The organism is Brevundimonas sp. KH_025, assembly GCF_057839885.1.
The window spans coordinates 1542985-1559791 of sequence record NZ_CM174501.1 but is presented as its reverse complement, the minus strand read 5'-3'; the positions used below and the strand labels follow the sequence as shown (position 1 = coordinate 1559791).

Genomic DNA, 16807 nt, shown 5'->3' with positions numbered 1-16807 from the left:
TCGCGAGACCTCCGTTACTTGGCCGCAGCGGCGGCCTGAGGCGGGGCCACGGGACCGGCGATTCCGCCGTCCGCCGGCAGGTGCGAGGCGGTGGCGGGCGGCGGCGGGTCGTAGTGGACGCCCACGCCCGGCCCCAGCGGCAGGTCCAGCGCCACCCAGGTCGCCACCATGATCAGGCCCGCCACCAGGAAGGCCCCGGCGTAGGGCAGCATGGTCGCCATCAGCGAGCCCAGGCCGAAACGGGGGTCCCAGCGCTGGGCGAAGGTCAGGATCAGGGGGAAGTAGCTCATCAGCGGCGTGGCGATGTTGGTGACGCTGTCGCCCATGCGATAGGCGGCGGTCGTCATCTCGGGGCTGATGCCCAGCAGCATGAACATGGGCACGACGATGGGGGCCAGCGCCGACCACTTGGCCGAGGCCGAGCCGATGAACAGGTCGAAGACGCAGGACACCAGCACCACGACGATCAGCAGCAGCGGCGTGGGCAGGGCCAGTTCGCGCAGCGAGGCGGCGGCGTTGACCGCCAGGATCGGTCCCAGACCGGACCAGTTGAACATGGCCACGAAGTGGGCGGCGAAGAAGGCCAGGACGATATAGGGGGCCAGTTGGCTGATCCCCTCGCGCATCATGCGGACGAGGTCGCGGTGATCCTTGATCGAGCCGGAGCCGACGCCGAAGGCTGCGCCTGCGCCGAAGAAGGTCAGGGCGAAGAAGGCGACCAGCGAGCGATAGAGCGGGTTGAAGCGCTGCGCCGGCTCGGCGTCCGCATCAACGAAGGGCGAGCCGGGCAGGAGGGTGACGATCGTCCACAGCGCGATCATGACCAGGATGGTCAGGCCCGCGAACAGCAGGCCGCGCTTTTCGGCGCCGCTCAGGGGCGTCTTTTCCTCGGCGGTGGCGGGCGCGGCGGAGGAGGGAACCCAGGGGCCTAGGCGCGGCTCGATGACCCGATCGGTCAGGAACCAGACGATGGGGGTGAAGACGAAGACGACGCCGACGATGAAGAACCAGTTGCCGGCGATGCTGACGGCGTAGGAGGGATCGATCAGGTGGGCGGCCGGCTCGGTGATGCCCAGGATCAGGGCGTCGCTGGCGCCAGGGAAGAGGTTGCCGGCATATCCGCCCGAGACGGCGGCGAATCCGGCGGCCAGACCGGCCAGCGGGTGACGGCCGGCCGCGGCGAAGATGACGGCCGCCAGAGGGATGACGACGACATAGGAGGCGTCAGAGGCATGGTGCGACACCATGCCCGTCACCACCACGATGGGCGTCAGGATGAATCGCGGCGCGTTGAGCAAGGCCCCGCGAATGGCGGTCGAGAACATGCCGGTCCGCTCGGCGACCGAAGCGCCGTAAATAATTGTGATCACAATCCCCAGAGGCGGGAAGTCGGCCAGGGTGCGCGGCATGCCGATGAACAGCCGCTCCAGATTGGCGGGCGACAACAGACTCTCGGCCTGCAGCGCGTCGCCGGTCACGGGATTGACCGCGGACCAGCCCAGGCCGGCGCCCACCAGGCTGAGGACGATCAGGCCCAGGATCAGCCACAGAAAGAGAAATACAGGATCGGGCAGGCGGTTGCCGACGCGTTCGATGGTGTTCAGCAAGCGGGCTGCCAGGCTCATGCTGCGACCTTGATTACAGAGATATGGGAAAGCCGCCATTTACGCGTATCCGCGGTGCGACTGGCAACGCCGGAGCCTGCGGCAAAACGCGCATTGGCTTGCGAACCGTTCTCAACAAAAAACCTTTGCCGACATGGGTTTGAACCCCGGCGAGGTTGGGTCTAAGAAGCCCCGAATCCGCCCCCTCCCTCGGCGGGCGAGGCAGCTCGAATGAACGCATTTCTTCTGGAATACCTCCCGATCGTCGTTTTCCTGGCGATCGCCGCCGTCCTGGGCCTCGGCTTCATGCTGGCCGCCTGGGCCTTGGCGCCGAAAAACCCCGACACCGAGAAGCTGTCGGCCTATGAGTGCGGCTTCAACGCCTTTGACGACGCACGCATGAAGTTCGACGTCCGGTTCTATCTGGTGTCGATCCTCTTCATCATCTTCGACCTGGAAGTGGCCTTCCTGTTCCCGTGGGCGGTGTCGATGTTCGACCTGTCGACGGGCGGCATGGTCTTCGCCTTCTGGTCGATGATGGTCTTCCTCGGCGTCCTGACCGTCGGCTTTATCTACGAATGGAAGAAGGGAGCGCTGGAATGGCAGTGATCGCGCCTTCGTCGCCCCTGGTCCCCGCCGGCTCGGCCGCGCGCTCGACCGTGGAAGGCTACGACCCCAAGATTCACGACAAGTTCTTCGAGCAGGTGAACACCGAGCTCGGCGAGCAGGGCTTCCTGACGACCTCGCTGGACGACGTCATCAACTGGGCCCGCACGGGTTCGCTGATGTGGATGTCGTTCGGCCTGGCCTGCTGCGCCGTCGAGATGATCCACCTGTCGATGCCGCGCTTCGACCTGGAACGCTTCGGCACCGCGCCGCGCGGTTCGCCGCGCCAGTCGGACCTGATGATCGTCGCCGGCACCCTGACCAACAAGATGGCTCCGGCCCTGCGCAAGGTCTACGACCAGATGCCGGACCCGCGCTACGTCATCTCGATGGGCAGCTGCGCCAACGGCGGCGGCTATTATCACTACAGCTACAGCGTCGTGCGCGGCTGCGACCGCGTGGTGCCGGTGGACGTCTATGTCCCGGGCTGCCCGCCGACGGCCGAGGCCCTGCTGTACGGCATCCTGCAGCTGCAGAAGAAGATCCGCCGCACGGGGACGATCGAGCGATGAGCGAACTGGTGCGCGTCGCGGAGCGCGAAACCGCCCTGACCCCGCTGGGGACCGAAATGGTGGCGGCTCTCGGTGTCGAGGCCGTCGTCGCCTATGGCGAGCTGACGCTGATCGCCCCGCGCGAGAACATCGTCGCCGTCATGACGGCCCTGCGCGACCAATTCGGCTTCCAGCTGCTGATGGACGCCTGCGGCGCCGACTATCCCGACCGCGCCGAGCGGTTCGAGGTGGTGTATCACCTGCTGTCGCTGACGCGCGCCGCGCGCGTCCGCGTCAAGGTTTCGACCGACGAAGTGAAGCCCGTCCCCAGCGTGTCGTCCGTCTATCCGTCGGCCGGCTGGTTCGAGCGCGAAGCCTTCGACATGTACGGCATGATCTTCTCGGATCACCCCGACATGCGCCGCATCCTGACCGACTACGGTTTCCAGGGGCATCCGCTGCGCAAGGACTTCCCGATGACGGGCTATGTCGAGGTCCGCTACGACGAAGAGCAGAAGCGCGTGGTCTACGAGCCGGTGAAGCTGGCTCAGGAATATCGCAACTTCGACTTCCTCTCTCCGTGGGAAGGCGCTGAATATCCGACCGTCCTGCCGGGCGACGAGAAGGCGGGAGCCAAGTAATGGCTGACGGAAACAACACCCCCGCGACGGCCGCCCCCAAGGCGATCGATCCGTTCGAGGACTACGAAGACGGCCTGACCCCGCACGCGCGGGCGATGGACGACCGCAAATTCACCATCAACTTCGGCCCGCAACACCCGGCCGCGCACGGCGTGCTGCGTCTGGTGCTGGAGCTGGACGGCGAGCTGGTGACGCGCGTCGACCCGCACATCGGCCTGCTGCACCGCGGCACCGAGAAGCTGATGGAGGCGCGCACCTATCTGCAGAACATCCCCTACCTGGACCGGCTGGACTACGTCTCGCCGATGAACCAGGAGCACGCCTTCTGCCTGGCGATCGAGCGCCTGCTGGAACTGGACGTGCCGTATCGCGGTCAACTGATCCGGGTCCTGTACTCGGAAATGGGCCGCATCCTGAACCACCTGCTGAACACGACCATGCAAGCCATGGACGTGGGCGCTCTGACCCCGCCGCTGTGGGGCCATGAAGAGCGCGAGAAGCTGATGATCTTCTACGAGCGGGCCTGCGGCGCGCGCCTGCACGCCAACTACTTCCGTCCCGGCGGCGTCCATCAGGACCTGACGCCGGAGCTGGTCGACGACATCGGCCGCTGGTGCGCCGAGTTCCCGGCCAAGCTGGCGGACATCGAAAGCCTGGTCACGGAAAACCGCATCTTCAAGCAGCGCAACGTCGACATCGGCGTGGTGTCCAAGGAGCAGGCTCTGGCCTGGGGCTTCTCGGGCGTCATGCTGCGCGGTTCGGACATCGCCTGGGACCTGCGCAAGGCCACGCCCTACGACTGCTACGCCGATCTGGAGTTCGACATCGCTGTCGGCAAGAACGGCGACTGCTGGGACCGCTATCTCTGCCGCGTCGAAGAGATGAAGCAGTCGATCCGCATCATGGAGCAGTGCATCCACAAGCTGCGCAACTGCCCCGGCGAGCCGGTCCTGGCCGAAAACAACAAGATCACCCCGCCGCGCCGCGGTGAGATGAAGCGTTCGATGGAAGCGCTGATCCACCACTTCAAGCTCTACACCGAGGGCTTCAAGACGCCGGAAGGCGAGGTCTATGCGGCCGTCGAAGCGCCCAAAGGCGAGTTCGGCGTCTATCTGGTGTCGGACGGCACCAACAAACCCTACCGCGTCAAGCTGTCGGCCCCTGGGTTCCGCCACCTGCAGGCGATGGACTGGATGAACACGGGCCACATGCTGGCGGACGTGTCGGCCATCCTCGGCTCGCTCGACATGGTGTTCGGAGAAGTGGACCGATGAGCGTTCGTCGCCTCGCCAAGGAACAGCCTGAATCCTTCGCCTTTTCAAAGGACACGAAGGCCAAGGCCGAGTGGTGGATCAAGAAGTATCCCGAGAACCGCCGCCAGTCGGCGGTGATCCCGATCCTGTGGCTGGTCCAGAAGCAGGAAGGCTGGGTCTCGGAACCTTCCATCCGCGCTATCGGCGAACTGTTGGGCATGCCCTTCATCCGGGTGCTGGAGGTCGCGACCTTCTACACCATGTTCCAATTGGAGCCGGTCGGTAAGGCCGCCCTGATCCAGGTCTGCGGCACTACGCCCTGCATGCTGCGCGGCGCCAATGAGCTGATGAAGGTCTGCAAGGAAAAGATCGGTCCCAAGGACGAACTGTCCGCCGACGGTCGCTTCACCTGGCAGGAAGTCGAGTGCCTGGGCGCCTGCGCCAATGCGCCGATGGCCCAGATCAACGACTATTACTATGAAGACCTGACGCCCGAGACGATGGCCCAGATCATCGACGACTTCGCCGCCGGCAAGTCGCCGAAGCCGGGCTCGCGCGTCGGTCGTCACACGTCCGAGCCTGAAGGCGGCGCCAAGGTCCTGACGGACCCGACGCTGTACGACGGCTCGCGCGCCAAGAAGATCAAGTCGCTGCCGAACTCCAAGCCGGCGGCCGAGAAGGCTCCGGCCTGATGACGAAACCGAACCTGGACACGGACGAGGGCAGGGCGGCTTACCGGGCCGAGCTGCGTCGCGTCGGCTGGCCGTTCCGCTGGGGCGGGATGGCGCTGATCGTGGTGGCGGCGGGACTGGTGCTGTTCGCTCGCGAAGGTCGGTTCGGACTTACGGAAGATGCGGTGACGGTCGCCTATGGCGTCCTGGCCGTGGGTTGGGCGCTGGTGATCGGTTCGATCTTCATGCGCACCCGCCACCATAAACGCCGCATGGCGGAAGGACTTTAAGGGCTCATGGTCGGAATCCTCGAAGACAAGGACCGCATCTTCACCAACCTCTATGGTTTCCATGACTGGGGCCTCGAGGGTGCGAAGCAGCGCGGCGCGTGGAACGCCACCAAGGACATGCTGGACCTTGGCCGCGACTGGATCATCACCAACGTCAAGAACTCGGGCCTGCGCGGACGCGGCGGCGCCGGCTTCTCGACCGGCCTGAAGTGGTCCTTCATGCCGAAGGAAGTGAAGGATCGTCCTCACTACCTGGTCATCAACGCCGACGAGTCCGAGCCCGCCACCTGCAAAGACCGCGAGATCATGCGTCATGATCCGCAGCTGCTGATCGAAGGCGCGCTGATCGCTTCCTTCGCCATGCAGGCCCACGCTTGCTACATCTACCTGCGCGGCGAGTACGTGCTGGAGCGCGAGCGGATGGAAGCTGCCGTCAAGCAGGCCTATGAGGCCAAGCTGATCGGCAAGAACAACGTCCACGGCTGGGACTTCGACGTCTATATCCACCACGGCGCCGGCGCCTACATCTGCGGCGAAGAGACGGCCCTGCTGGAATCCCTGGAAGGCAAGAAGGGCCAGCCGCGCCTGAAGCCGCCGTTCCCGGCGGGCGCTGGCCTCTATGGCTGCCCGACGACCGTGAACAACGTGGAATCGATCGCCGTGGTCGGCACCATCCTGCGTCGTGGCGCAGACTGGTTCGCCAGCTTCGGTCGTCCGAACAACACCGGCACCAAGCTGATGTCCCTGTCGGGTCATGTGAACACGCCCTGCGTGGTCGAAGAAGCCATGTCGATCCCTCTGCGCCAGTTGATCGAAGATCACGGCGGCGGCGTTCGTGGCGGCTGGAGCAATCTGAAGGCCATCATCCCCGGCGGCGCCTCCTGCCCGGTGATCACGCGTGAGCAGGCCGAAACCGTCCTGATGGACTTCGATTCCATGCGCGAAATGCGCTCGTCGCTGGGTACGGCGGGCGTGACGGTCATGGACCAGTCCACCGACATCGTTAAGGCGATCGCCCGCATCAGCTACTTCTTCAAGCACGAGAGCTGCGGCCAGTGCACGCCGTGCCGCGAAGGCACGGGCTGGATGTGGCGCGTGCTGGAACGCATGGCCATTGGCGATGCTGATCCTTCGGAAATCGACCTGCTGCTCGACGTGGCCGGTCAGGTCGAAGGCCACACCATCTGCGCCCTCGGCGACGCCGCCGCCTGGCCCGTTCAGGGCCTGATCCGGCACTTCCGTCACGAGATCGAAGACCGCATCAACACCTACCGCAGCCGCCGCGCGAACTTCGCCGGCCACGCGATCGCGGCGGAGTAATCGTAATGCCTATCGCCAAGGTCAACGGCGTCGAAACCGAGTTCGAACCCGGCATGACGGTTCTGCAGGTCGCAGAGCGCGCCGGCCAGGAGATCCCGCGTTTCTGCTACCACGAGCGCCTGTCCATCGCCGGCAACTGCCGCATGTGCCTGGTCGAAGTGAAGCCCGGACCGCCGAAGCCGCAGGCTTCGTGCGCCCTTCCGGCCATGGACGGCCAGGAGATCTTCACCGACACGCCGATGGTCAAGAAGGCCCGCGAAGGGGTGATGGAGTTCCTGCTCATCAACCACCCTCTGGATTGCCCGATCTGCGACCAGGGCGGCGAGTGCGACCTGCAGGACCAGGCCGTCGGCTACGGCCGTGACGGTTCGCGCTACGGCGAGAACAAGCGCGCGGTCGAAGAAAAGAACATGGGCCCGACGGTCAAGACGTTCATGACGCGCTGCATCCAGTGCACGCGTTGCGTTCGCTTCATCACCGAAGTGGCCGGCGTGCCGGACATCGGCATGATCTCGCGCGGCGAAGGCGCCGAGATCACGACCTATCTGGAAAAGAACATCGACAGCGAGCTGTCGGGCAACGTCAACGACCTGTGCCCGGTGGGCGCCCTGACGCACCGCCCGTGGCAGTACCACTATCGTCCGTGGGAGCTGAAGAAGACCGAGACCATCGACGTCATGGACGCCCTGGGCTCGAACATCCGCGCCGACGCGCGCGGCGCCGAGGTCATGCGCGTGCTGCCGCGCGTGAACGAGGGCATCAACGAAGAGTGGCTGTCGGACAAGAGCCGCTATGCGGTCGACGGTCTGGCCCGTCAGCGTCTGGACAAGCCCTACGTTCGTGAGAACGGCAAGCTGCGCGTCGCCTCGTGGGACGAGGCGCTGAACGCTGTCGCGACCAAGATCAAGACGGCCTCGGCCGACCGCATCGGCGTCATCGCCGGCGACCTGCAGGACGCCGAGTCGATGAAGGCCGCGCTGGACCTGTTCCGCGGGCTTGGCTCGGCCAATACGGACTGCCGTCAGGACGGCGCCGCGATCGGGCAGGGCGCTCGCGAGGGCTGGCTGTTCAACTCCGGCCTGCAAGGTATTGAAAACGCTGACGCCATCCTGATCATCGGCGCCAATCCGCGCGCCGAAGCGCCGCTGCTCAACGCCCGCATCCGCAAGACCTGGCTGAAGGGCGCCGCCGAGATCGGCGTCATCGGCGAGCAGGTCGATCTGACCTATGACTACAACTACCTGGGCGCCGGTTCGAAGACCCTGGGCAAGCTGCCCAAGGCCGCGATCGACTTCCTGACCAAGGCTGAACGTCCGGCGATCATCGTCGGCGCGGGCGCCCTGATCGGCGACACCGGCGCGGCTGTGCTGAACGCCCTGGGCGCGCTGGCCAAGAAGGTCGGCGTGGTCAAGGACGGCTGGAACGGCTTCAACGTCCTGCACACCGCCGCCGCCCGCGTCGGCGGCCTGGACATGGGCTTCGTCCCCGCCGAGGGCGGTCTGGACGTGGCCGGCATGCTGAAGCCGGGCGCGCTGGACGTGCTGTTCCTGCTGGGCGCCGACGAGGTCAACGCCTCGGGCTCTGACGCCTTCCGCGTCTATCTGGGTTCGCACGGCGACCGCGGCGCGCACGGCGCCGACGTCATCCTGCCGGGCGCCGCCTATACCGAGAAGTCGGGCCTCTACGTGAACACCGAGGGCCGGGTGCAGATGGCCGAACGCGTCGTCTTCCCGAAGGGCGAGGCCAAGGAAGACTGGGCCATCATCCGCGCCCTGTCGGAACGGGTCGGCTGCAAGCTGCCCTTCGACACGCTGGAGCAACTGCGCACCAAGCTGATGGGCGACCATCCGACCTTCGGCCGCATCGACTACCTGGCCCCGGCTGCGTCGTTCGACGTGGCGGCTCTGGGCGCCAAGGGCGATCTGGGCGACGTCGCCTTCGTCTCGACCATCGTCGATCCCTACCTGACCAACCCGATCGCGCGCGCCAGCGAAACCATGGCCGAGCTGTCCGCCGAGCGGACTGCCCCGGTCGTTCTGGCGGCGGAGTAAATCATGGACGCTGCGACCTCCTTCTGGGCCACCCCCCTCGGCTGGACCCTCGCCACCATCGGCGGAATTCTGATCGTCACGGTCGGCATCCTGATCTCGCTCGCCTTCCTGCTGCTGGCGGACCGCAAGATTTGGGCCGGCGTGCAGATGCGCAAAGGCCCCAACGTGGTGGGCCCGTTCGGCCTGCTGCAGTCCTTCGCCGACTTCTTCAAGTTCGTGCTCAAGGAAATCGTCGTCCCGTCGGGTTCCGACAAGGTCGTCTTCCTGGCTGCGCCGCTGATCACTTTCATCCTGGCCTTCATCGCCTGGGCGGTGATCCCGTTCGCGCCGGGCTGGGTGATCTCGGACCTGAACGTCGGCATCCTCTACATCCTCGCGATCAGCTCGCTGGGCGTTTACGGCATCATCATGGGCGGCTGGGCTTCGAACTCGAAGTATCCGTTCCTGGGCTCGCTGCGTTCGGCGGCGCAGATGGTGTCCTATGAGGTCTCGATGGGCCTGGTCATCATCAACGTCATCCTGCTGGCCGGGACGATGAACCTGACCGAGATCGTGAGCCAGCAATCGGGCTGGATCTACGAGTGGAACATGTTCGGCGGCGGCCTCGAGACCCTGCCGACCATCGTGGTCATGATCCCGATGACGATCGTCTTCTTCATCTCGGCCCTGGCCGAGACCAACCGCCCGCCCTTCGACCTTCCCGAAGCGGAGTCGGAGCTGGTGGCCGGCTATCAGGTCGAATACTCGTCGACGCCCTACCTGCTGTTCATGATCGGCGAATACGCCAACATCGTCTTCATGTGCGCCATGATCAGCCTGCTGTTCTGCGGCGGCTGGAACCCGGGCTTCCCGACGGACTTCCTGGACAGCTGGCCGACCTTCCTGGCCAACCTGTTCTACTTCCTGGTCCTGGCGACCAAGATCGTCTTCTGGTTCTTCATGATCGCCCTGGTGAAGGCTTTCGTGCCTCGTTACCGCTACGACCAGCTGATGCGCCTGGGCTGGAAGATCTTCCTGCCGTCGTCGCTGATCGCCGTCGTGGCCGTGGCGGCCTGGCGCGTGTTCGCGGTGGGCGCGTGATGGGCGTTCGCGCCGCAGTACTGAGCGTGCTGGTCGTCGCGGGCGCCGTCGGCGCCTGCGCGCCCTACGAGGCCGAGCCCGTCTCGGTCTATCAGTGGGAACGCAAGGTGGAGCAGGTGCAGCGGCAGGACGCCGAACGCCAACGCCTTTGCCAGACCCTCGACAAGGAAAGCGCGCGCTATCAACGCGACTGCGCCGGAGTGAAATCGTAATGCTGACCCGTATCGTTCAGGCGGCCAAGGGCGCGATGCTGACCGACGTGTTCGGCGCCGTCGGCCTGTCGATGAAGTACATGATGAAGCCGAAGGCGACGGTGAACTATCCGTTCGAGCGCAACCCGCAGTCGCCGCGCTTCCGCGGCGAACACGCGCTGCGCCGCTATCCGAACGGCGAAGAACGCTGCATCGCCTGCAAGCTGTGCGAGGCCATCTGCCCGGCTCAGGCCATCACCATCGAAGCCGAACCGCGCGCCGACGGCAGCCGCCGCACGACCCGCTACGACATCGACATGGTCAAGTGCATCTACTGCGGCCTGTGCCAGGAGGCCTGCCCGGTGGACGCCATCGTCGAGGGACCGAACAGCGAGTTCGCCACCGAGACGCGCGAAGAACTGCTCTATGACAAGGCCCGACTGCTGGACAACGGCGACCGCTGGGAACGGCTGATCGCGAAGAATCTGGAACTCGACGCTCCGTATCGCTAAACCGAGCCGCGATTCCGCCATGGGATCGCAGCGCAAGATTTTGAAGGGGGCTTTGTCCCACCCATGCTGCAAGGCATAGCGTTTTATCTTCTGGCGACGGTCGCCGTGGTTTCGGGCCTTTTGGTCGTCACCGCGCGCAATCCCGTGCACTCCGTCCTGTGGCTGATCCTCAGCTTCTTCTCGGCCGCCGGCCTGTTCGTCCTGCTGGGCGCAGAGTTCCTGGCGATGCTGCTGGTGGTCGTCTACGTCGGCGCCGTCGCGGTGCTGTTCCTGTTCGTGGTCATGATGCTGGACGTCGACTTCGTCCGCCTGCGCGAAGGCTACGCCCGCTACCTGCCGCTGGCGGGCATCGTCGCCGGCGTGCTGCTGGCCGAGATGATCATGGTGTCGATCACCGTGGTGCAGGGCGGGGCGGCCAAGGCCGCGCTCGGCCCGGTCGTCGCGAGCGCTGACGCCTCGAACGTCGAGACGATCGGGCGCGTGCTGTACACGGACTACGTCTACTTCTTCCAGGCCGCGGGCATCGTGCTGCTGATCGCCATGATCGGCGCCATCGTCCTGACCCTGCGTCACCGCCCGGGCGTGCGTCGCCAGGACCTGGCCGCCCAGGCCAACCGCGAACGCGCCAAGGCCGTCGAGGTCAAGTCGGTCGCTACCGGCCAGGGCGTCACCCCCGAGGAGCTTCTGTGATGGACATCTCGCTCCAGCACTATCTGGCGGTCGCCGCCATGCTGTTCACCATCGGCGTGTTCGGCATCTTCGTGAACCGAAAGAACGTCATCATCATCCTGATGTCGGTCGAGCTGATCCTGCTCGCGGTGAACATCAACTTCGTCGCCTTCTCGACCTACCTCAACGACGTGTCGGGCCAACTGATGGCCATGTTCGTCCTGACCGTCGCCGCGGCTGAAGCCGCCGTCGGTCTGGCGATCCTGGTGACCTTCTTCCGTAACCGCGGCGACATCGCGGTTGACGACGCCTCCGTGATGAAGGGCTGATCGGAACCGTGACTATCCAGACTCTCGTCACTCTCGGCGTCATCGCCCCCCTTCTGGGGGCGATGATCGCTGGCTTCTTCGGTCGCAGGATCGGGAACATCGCCTCGCAGTCGGTCACGACCGGCCTGCTGTTCTTCTCGTGCGCGATCTCGTGGATCGTGTTCAGCCAGTGGACCTGGGGCGGGCTCGAAGCCTTCACCGTCCACCTCGCGCCCTTCATCCACGTCGGCGACTTCCAGTCGAACTGGTCGATCCGCGTGGACGCCATGTCGGCCACCATGCTGATCGTGGTGACGACGGTGTCGTCGCTGGTTCACCTCTATTCCTGGGGCTACATGGCCGAGGACGACAGCCGGCCGCGCTTCTTCGCCTATCTGTCGCTGTTCACCTTCATGATGCTGGCGCTGGTGACGGCCGCCGACTTCCTGCAGATGTTCTTCGGCTGGGAAGGCGTGGGTCTGGCCTCCTATCTGCTGATCGGCTTCTGGTACAAGAAGGACACCGCCTCGGCCGCCGCCATCAAGGCCTTCGTGGTCAACCGCGTCGGCGACTTCGGCTTCCTGCTCGGCATGATGACCGTCTTCTGGATGTTCGGCACGATCGAGTTCGCCGAGCTGTTCCCGCAGATCGCCGGCAAGGTCGGCACGGGCTGGGAATTCCTGGGCTACACTTGGTCCGCCCTGGATCTGGCCGGTCTGCTGCTGTTCATCGGCGCCATGGGCAAGTCGGCCCAGTTCTTCCTGCACACCTGGCTTCCGGACGCGATGGAAGGCCCGACGCCTGTGTCGGCCCTGATCCACGCGGCGACCATGGTCACCGCCGGCGTCTACATGGTCTGCCTGCTGTCGCCGCTGTATGAGCACGCGCCGGTCGCGTCGCTGTTCATCGCCATCATCGGCGGGATCACGGCCATCTTCGCCGCGACCGTCGGCATGATGCAGAATGACATCAAGCGCGTGATCGCCTATTCGACCTGTTCGCAGCTGGGCTACATGTTCTTCGCGGCGGGCGTCGGCGCCTATCAGCCGGCCATGTTCCACCTGTTCACGCACGCCTTCTTCAAGGCCCTGCTGTTCCTGGGCGCCGGTTCGGTGATCCACGGCATGCACCACGAGCAGGACATGCGCAGCATGGGCGGCCTGTGGAAACTGCTGCCCATCACCTATGCGGTCATGATGATCGGCACCATCGCCATCACCGGCCTGGGCCTGCCCGGCGTCGGCGGCTTCGCCGGCTTCTATTCCAAGGACTCCATCCTCGAGAGCGCCTATGCGGCGGCGACGAGCGGCCATTCGGTCGCGGGCATGTTCGCCTTCGTCATCGGCATCTCGGCGGCCCTGCTGACGGCCTACTATTCGTGGCGCCTGGTCTTCATGACCTTCCACGGCACGGCCAAGTGGAAGGACGACGGTCATCACGCCGCCGACGACCACGCCTCGCACGCCCAGCTGGAGACGCACTCCGAGCCGCTGGACGGCGACAACTCTCACGATGGGCATACGCACGACGACCACCACCACGGTCCGCTGCAGCCGCATGAGAGCCCGCTGCCCATGGTCCTGCCGCTGCTGGTGCTGTCGATCGGCGCCATGTTCGCGGGCATGATCTTCGCCCCGCACTTCATCGGTCACCATGAGGCCGAGTTCTGGCGCGGCGCCATCTTCGTCGGCAGCAACAACCACGTCCTGCACGAGAGCCACAACGTTCCGACCTGGGTGAAGTGGTCGCCGCTGGTCGTGACCCTTCTGGGCACCTTCGCCGCCTTCTGGATCTACGTCCTCAAGGAAGGCGTCGCCAAGCAGTGGGCCGAGCGCAAGGGCCCGCTGTGGACCTTCCTCTACAACAAGTGGTTCTTCGATGAGCTGTATGACGTCGTCTTCGTGAAGGGCGCCAAGGCCATCGGCGACTTCTTCTGGAAGATAGGCGACGTGAAGATCATCGACGGTCTCGGCCCCAACGGCGCGGCCTGGGCTTCGCTGAAATCGGGCGGCTGGCTGTCGCGCTTCCAGTCCGGTTTCGTCTACTTCTATGCATTCGTGATGCTGATCGGCGTGGCTGTGTTCCTTGCCTTCGCCATCTTCACGTGGGGAGCCTGAGCCTCGTGCCTCACATTCTGAGCATCGTCACCTTCCTGCCGCTGGTCGGCGCCGGCCTGCTGCTTCTGGCCGGCATGATGAACAAGGGCGGCCAGGACGCCGCGGCCCCGGCCGCGCGCTGGATCGCCCTGGGCACCACGCTTGTGGTGCTGGCCGTGTCCGTCCTGCTGGTCGCCCAGTTCGATCCGTCGAACCCGGCCTATCAGTTCGTTGAAAACTACGTCTGGTTCGCCGGCGCCGGTTATCACCTGGGTGTGGACGGGATCTCGATCCTGTTCGTCCTGCTGACCGCCTTCCTGATGCCGATCTGCATCGTGGCCAGCTGGAAGTCGATCGAGACGCGCGTCGTCGAATACATGATCGCCTTCCTGGTGCTGGAGACCCTGGTCATCGGCGTCTTCACGTCGCTGGACCTGTTCCTCTTCTACATCTTCTTCGAAGGCACTCTGGTGCCGATGTTCCTGATCATCGGCATCTGGGGCGGGGCGAACCGCATCTACGCCTCGTACAAGTTCTTCCTCTACACCCTGCTGGGGTCGGTGCTGATGCTGCTGGCCATGCTGTGGATGGCCCATGAGACGGGCACCACCAGCATTCCCGAGCTGAAGACCTACGCCTTCGACCCGGCCGTTCAGCCGATCCTGTGGCTGGCCTTCTTCGCCTCGTTCGCGGTCAAGATGCCGATGTGGCCGGTCCACACCTGGCTGCCCGACGCCCACGTTCAGGCCCCGACGGCCGGTTCGGTCATCCTGGCCGGCATCCTGCTGAAGCTGGGCGGCTACGGCTTCATCCTGTTCAACCTGCCGATGTTCCCGCAGGCGTCGCAGATGTTCACGCCTCTGGTCTTCACCCTTTCGGTGATCGCCGTGGTCTACACCTCGCTGGTCGCCTTCCGTCAGACCGACATCAAGAAGCTGATCGCCTATTCGTCGGTGGCCCACATGGGCTTCGTGACCATGGGCATCTTCGCCGGCAACGACACCGGGGTGCAGGGCGCGGTCTTCCAGATGCTGAGCCACGGCCTGATCTCGGGCGCGCTCTTCCTCTGCGTCGGCGTGGTCTATGACCGGATGCACACCCGTGAGATCGCCTTCTACGGCGGCCTGACGGCGCGGATGCCCTGGTATGCGGCCATCTTCCTGATGTTCACCATGGCCAACGTCGGCCTGCCGGGCACTTCGGGCTTCATCGGCGAAGTGCTGACCATGACCGGCGCCTACAAGGTCTCGACCTGGACGGCCTTGATCGCCGCCTCGGGCGTCATCTTCTCGGCGGTCTACGCCCTGACGCTGTTCCGCAACGTCATGTACGGCGAGATCAAGAACCCGGCGCTGCAGACCATCACGGACATCGACAAGCGCGAGCTGCTGATCTTCGTGCCGCTGATCGTCGGCACCATCTGGCTGGGCCTCTATCCCAACGCCGTCCTCGACTACACCGGGCCAAGCGTTGAGGCCCTGACGACCGCCTATCGCGCAGCCATCGGCGGGTGAGAGCATAATGACTGATCTGTCTTCCGCCCTTCAACTCGCCGCCCCGGAGCTGACCCTTGCGGTCGGCGGGCTGGTGCTGCTCATGCTCGGCGCCTTCACCGGCGAGAAGTCGACGCGCCTGATCTCGGGCCTGTCGGTTCTGCTGCTGGCTGTCGCTTCGGTGCTGGCTGCGGTCGGTCCGCTGGGCACGGCCTTCAACGGCGCCTATGTGGCCGACCCGCTGGCTGTCTATGGCAAGGTCGCCATCTTCCTGTCGGCGGCGGTGGCCATCGTCCTCGGCGACGGCTGGATCCATCGCAACGGCATCGCCAAGTTCGAGTATCCCGTCCTGATCGTGCTGGCCTCGGTCGGCATGTCGATGATGGCCTCGTCCGGCGACCTGATCTCGCTCTACATCGGCATCGAGATGCACTCGCTAGCCCTGTACGTGCTGGCCGCCTATCACCGCGACAACCTGAAGGCCTCGGAAGCGGGCCTGAAGTATTTCGTCCTGGGCGCCCTGTCGTCGGGTCTGCTGCTCTATGGCGCCAGCCTGATCTACGGCTTCGCCGGTTCGATGCGCTTCGTCGACATCGCCGCCTTCGCCACCGCCAACCCCGGTCCGGGCCTGATCTTCGGCCTAGTCTTCCTGATCTGCGGTCTGGCGTTCAAGGTTTCGGCCGCGCCGTTCCACATGTGGACGCCGGACGTCTATGAAGGCGCCCCGACCCCGGTCGTGGCCTTGTTCGCCACGGCGCCCAAGATCGCGGCCATGGTGCTGATCATCCGCGTTCTGGTCGAAGGCTTCGGCGTCGCCCACGGTCAGTGGGCCCAGGTCATCATCCTGATCTCGCTGATCAGCTTCGCTGTCGGATCGTTCGGCGGTCTGATGCAGAAGGACATCCAGCGCCTGCTGGCCTATTCGTCGATCATCAACATCGGCTACGCCCTGCTGGGCGTGGCGGCGGGCACCGAAGCCGGCGTCCAGGCCACGCTGATGTTCATGACCCTGTACGCCATCGACCAGTTCGGCTTCTTCGCCGTCCTTCTGTCGCTGAGCCGCAATGGTCGTCCGATCCGCAAGATCGCCGACCTGGCCGGTCTGAAGAAGGATCGTCCGCTGACGGCGGTGGCCCTGACCATCCTGTCGCTGTCGGCCGTCGGCATTCCGCCGATGTCGGGCTTCTGGGGCAAGTTCTTTGTCTTCGGCGCCGCCGCCGACGCGGGCTACTGGATGGCCGGCGCTGCTGGTCTGGTCGCCTCGGTCGTGGCCGGCTTCTACTATCTGCGCATCATCAAGGTGATGTGGTTCGACGCGCCTGAAACCGAGGTCGCCACCGACAAGTCGCCGCTGGAAGCCAAGTGGATCGCCCTCGCGGCCGCCGCCTTCTGCTTCCCGCTGGTGATCGTCGCCCTGACCTGGCTGGAGCCGCTGACCCGCGCCGCCGCCTCGGGCGTCGGGGTCGGGTAA

17 protein-coding genes are annotated in these 16807 nt (G+C 65.2%); 16 read left to right on the top strand and 1 reads right to left on the bottom strand.

Features of this window, described 5'->3' with window-relative positions; genetic code table 11:
- Positions 1–14 precede the first annotated feature (14 nt).
- Positions 15–1625, bottom strand: coding sequence for an AbgT family transporter (locus tag AC3IS2_RS07805; RefSeq protein ID WP_489197025.1), 1611 nt, complete (start codon positions 1623–1625; stop codon positions 15–17).
- A 210-nt stretch (positions 1626–1835) separates the two neighbouring features.
- On the opposite strand from AC3IS2_RS07805, the gene AC3IS2_RS07800 reads away from it, so the two are divergent.
- From AC3IS2_RS07800 to nuoN, 16 genes are all read left to right on the top strand, one after another.
- Complete coding sequence (locus tag AC3IS2_RS07800) at positions 1836–2213, top strand: NADH-quinone oxidoreductase subunit A (RefSeq protein ID WP_207821670.1); 378 nt, start codon at positions 1836–1838, stop codon at positions 2211–2213.
- A complete protein-coding gene (locus tag AC3IS2_RS07795) occupies positions 2183–2782 on the top strand; it encodes a NuoB/complex I 20 kDa subunit family protein (RefSeq protein ID WP_489197024.1) in 600 nt (199 codons plus the stop codon). Before AC3IS2_RS07800 ends, AC3IS2_RS07795 begins: the two co-directional genes overlap by 31 nt.
- Positions 2779–3402: an NADH-quinone oxidoreductase subunit C gene (locus AC3IS2_RS07790; protein ID WP_489197023.1), complete on the top strand. Its 624-nt coding sequence runs from the start codon at positions 2779–2781 to the stop codon at positions 3400–3402. The genes AC3IS2_RS07795 and AC3IS2_RS07790 overlap by 4 nt, the downstream gene beginning before the upstream one ends.
- Positions 3403–3497: 95 nt before the next feature.
- Positions 3498–4676, top strand: coding sequence for an NADH-quinone oxidoreductase subunit D (locus AC3IS2_RS07785; protein WP_489200124.1), 1179 nt, complete (start codon positions 3498–3500; stop codon positions 4674–4676).
- Entirely contained in the window at positions 4673–5347 is a 675-nt protein-coding gene (gene nuoE / locus AC3IS2_RS07780; protein WP_489197022.1) for an NADH-quinone oxidoreductase subunit NuoE, read from the top strand. Before AC3IS2_RS07785 ends, nuoE begins: the two co-directional genes overlap by 4 nt.
- Positions 5347–5616 (top strand): hypothetical protein, encoded by a 270-nt coding sequence (locus tag AC3IS2_RS07775; RefSeq protein ID WP_489197021.1) that lies wholly within the window; start codon positions 5347–5349, stop codon positions 5614–5616. The genes nuoE and AC3IS2_RS07775 overlap by 1 nt, the downstream gene beginning before the upstream one ends.
- A gap of 6 nt (positions 5617–5622) precedes the next feature.
- Positions 5623–6936: an NADH-quinone oxidoreductase subunit NuoF gene (gene nuoF / locus AC3IS2_RS07770; protein ID WP_489197020.1), complete on the top strand. Its 1314-nt coding sequence runs from the start codon at positions 5623–5625 to the stop codon at positions 6934–6936.
- A gap of 5 nt (positions 6937–6941) precedes the next feature.
- On the top strand, positions 6942–8987 hold the full coding sequence (nuoG, locus tag AC3IS2_RS07765) for an NADH-quinone oxidoreductase subunit NuoG (protein ID WP_489197019.1): 2046 nt from the start codon (positions 6942–6944) through the stop codon (positions 8985–8987).
- A 3-nt stretch (positions 8988–8990) separates the two neighbouring features.
- Positions 8991–10067: an NADH-quinone oxidoreductase subunit NuoH gene (nuoH, locus tag AC3IS2_RS07760; protein WP_489197018.1), complete on the top strand. Its 1077-nt coding sequence runs from the start codon at positions 8991–8993 to the stop codon at positions 10065–10067.
- Positions 10064–10279, top strand: a complete 216-nt coding sequence (locus AC3IS2_RS07755) for a hypothetical protein (RefSeq protein ID WP_489197017.1) — start codon at positions 10064–10066, stop codon at positions 10277–10279. The genes nuoH and AC3IS2_RS07755 overlap by 4 nt, the downstream gene beginning before the upstream one ends.
- Positions 10279–10770, top strand: a complete 492-nt coding sequence (nuoI, locus tag AC3IS2_RS07750; protein WP_040345161.1) for an NADH-quinone oxidoreductase subunit NuoI — start codon at positions 10279–10281, stop codon at positions 10768–10770. The genes AC3IS2_RS07755 and nuoI overlap by 1 nt, the downstream gene beginning before the upstream one ends.
- Before the next feature lie 63 nt (positions 10771–10833).
- Positions 10834–11460, top strand: a complete 627-nt coding sequence (locus AC3IS2_RS07745; RefSeq protein WP_489197016.1) for an NADH-quinone oxidoreductase subunit J — start codon at positions 10834–10836, stop codon at positions 11458–11460.
- Positions 11460–11768, top strand: coding sequence for an NADH-quinone oxidoreductase subunit NuoK (gene nuoK, locus AC3IS2_RS07740; RefSeq protein WP_105563431.1), 309 nt, complete (start codon positions 11460–11462; stop codon positions 11766–11768). Before AC3IS2_RS07745 ends, nuoK begins: the two co-directional genes overlap by 1 nt.
- Before the next feature lie 14 nt (positions 11769–11782).
- Positions 11783–13864: an NADH-quinone oxidoreductase subunit L gene (gene nuoL, locus AC3IS2_RS07735; protein ID WP_489200123.1), complete on the top strand. Its 2082-nt coding sequence runs from the start codon at positions 11783–11785 to the stop codon at positions 13862–13864.
- A gap of 5 nt (positions 13865–13869) precedes the next feature.
- Positions 13870–15357 (top strand): NADH-quinone oxidoreductase subunit M, encoded by a 1488-nt coding sequence (locus AC3IS2_RS07730; protein WP_489197015.1) that lies wholly within the window; start codon positions 13870–13872, stop codon positions 15355–15357.
- A 7-nt stretch (positions 15358–15364) separates the two neighbouring features.
- On the top strand, positions 15365–16807 hold the full coding sequence (gene nuoN / locus AC3IS2_RS07725) for an NADH-quinone oxidoreductase subunit NuoN (protein ID WP_489197014.1): 1443 nt from the start codon (positions 15365–15367) through the stop codon (positions 16805–16807).

What these genes read in the sequence shown, in the direction of transcription:
- AC3IS2_RS07745 (WP_489197016.1), top strand. Translation starts at nt 10,834, where the DNA reads ATGCTGCAAGGCATAGCGTTTTATCTTCTGGCGACGGTCGCCGTGGTT.
- nuoH (WP_489197018.1), top strand. Translation starts at nt 8,991, where the DNA reads ATGGACGCTGCGACCTCCTTCTGGGCCACCCCCCTCGGCTGGACCCTC.
- AC3IS2_RS07785 (WP_489200124.1), top strand. Translation starts at nt 3,498, where the DNA reads ATGGACGACCGCAAATTCACCATCAACTTCGGCCCGCAACACCCGGCC.
- AC3IS2_RS07790 (WP_489197023.1), top strand. Translation starts at nt 2,779, where the DNA reads ATGAGCGAACTGGTGCGCGTCGCGGAGCGCGAAACCGCCCTGACCCCG.
- nuoN (WP_489197014.1), top strand. Translation starts at nt 15,365, where the DNA reads ATGACTGATCTGTCTTCCGCCCTTCAACTCGCCGCCCCGGAGCTGACC.
- nuoI (WP_040345161.1), top strand. Translation starts at nt 10,279, where the DNA reads ATGCTGACCCGTATCGTTCAGGCGGCCAAGGGCGCGATGCTGACCGAC.
- AC3IS2_RS07805 (WP_489197025.1), bottom strand. Translation starts at nt 1,625, where the DNA reads ATGAGCCTGGCAGCCCGCTTGCTGAACACCATCGAACGCGTCGGCAAC.
- nuoF (WP_489197020.1), top strand. Translation starts at nt 5,623, where the DNA reads ATGGTCGGAATCCTCGAAGACAAGGACCGCATCTTCACCAACCTCTAT.
- nuoG (WP_489197019.1), top strand. Translation starts at nt 6,942, where the DNA reads ATGCCTATCGCCAAGGTCAACGGCGTCGAAACCGAGTTCGAACCCGGC.
- AC3IS2_RS07775 (WP_489197021.1), top strand. Translation starts at nt 5,347, where the DNA reads ATGACGAAACCGAACCTGGACACGGACGAGGGCAGGGCGGCTTACCGG.
- nuoE (WP_489197022.1), top strand. Translation starts at nt 4,673, where the DNA reads ATGAGCGTTCGTCGCCTCGCCAAGGAACAGCCTGAATCCTTCGCCTTT.
- AC3IS2_RS07800 (WP_207821670.1), top strand. Translation starts at nt 1,836, where the DNA reads ATGAACGCATTTCTTCTGGAATACCTCCCGATCGTCGTTTTCCTGGCG.
- nuoK (WP_105563431.1), top strand. Translation starts at nt 11,460, where the DNA reads ATGGACATCTCGCTCCAGCACTATCTGGCGGTCGCCGCCATGCTGTTC.
- AC3IS2_RS07795 (WP_489197024.1), top strand. Translation starts at nt 2,183, where the DNA reads ATGGAAGAAGGGAGCGCTGGAATGGCAGTGATCGCGCCTTCGTCGCCC.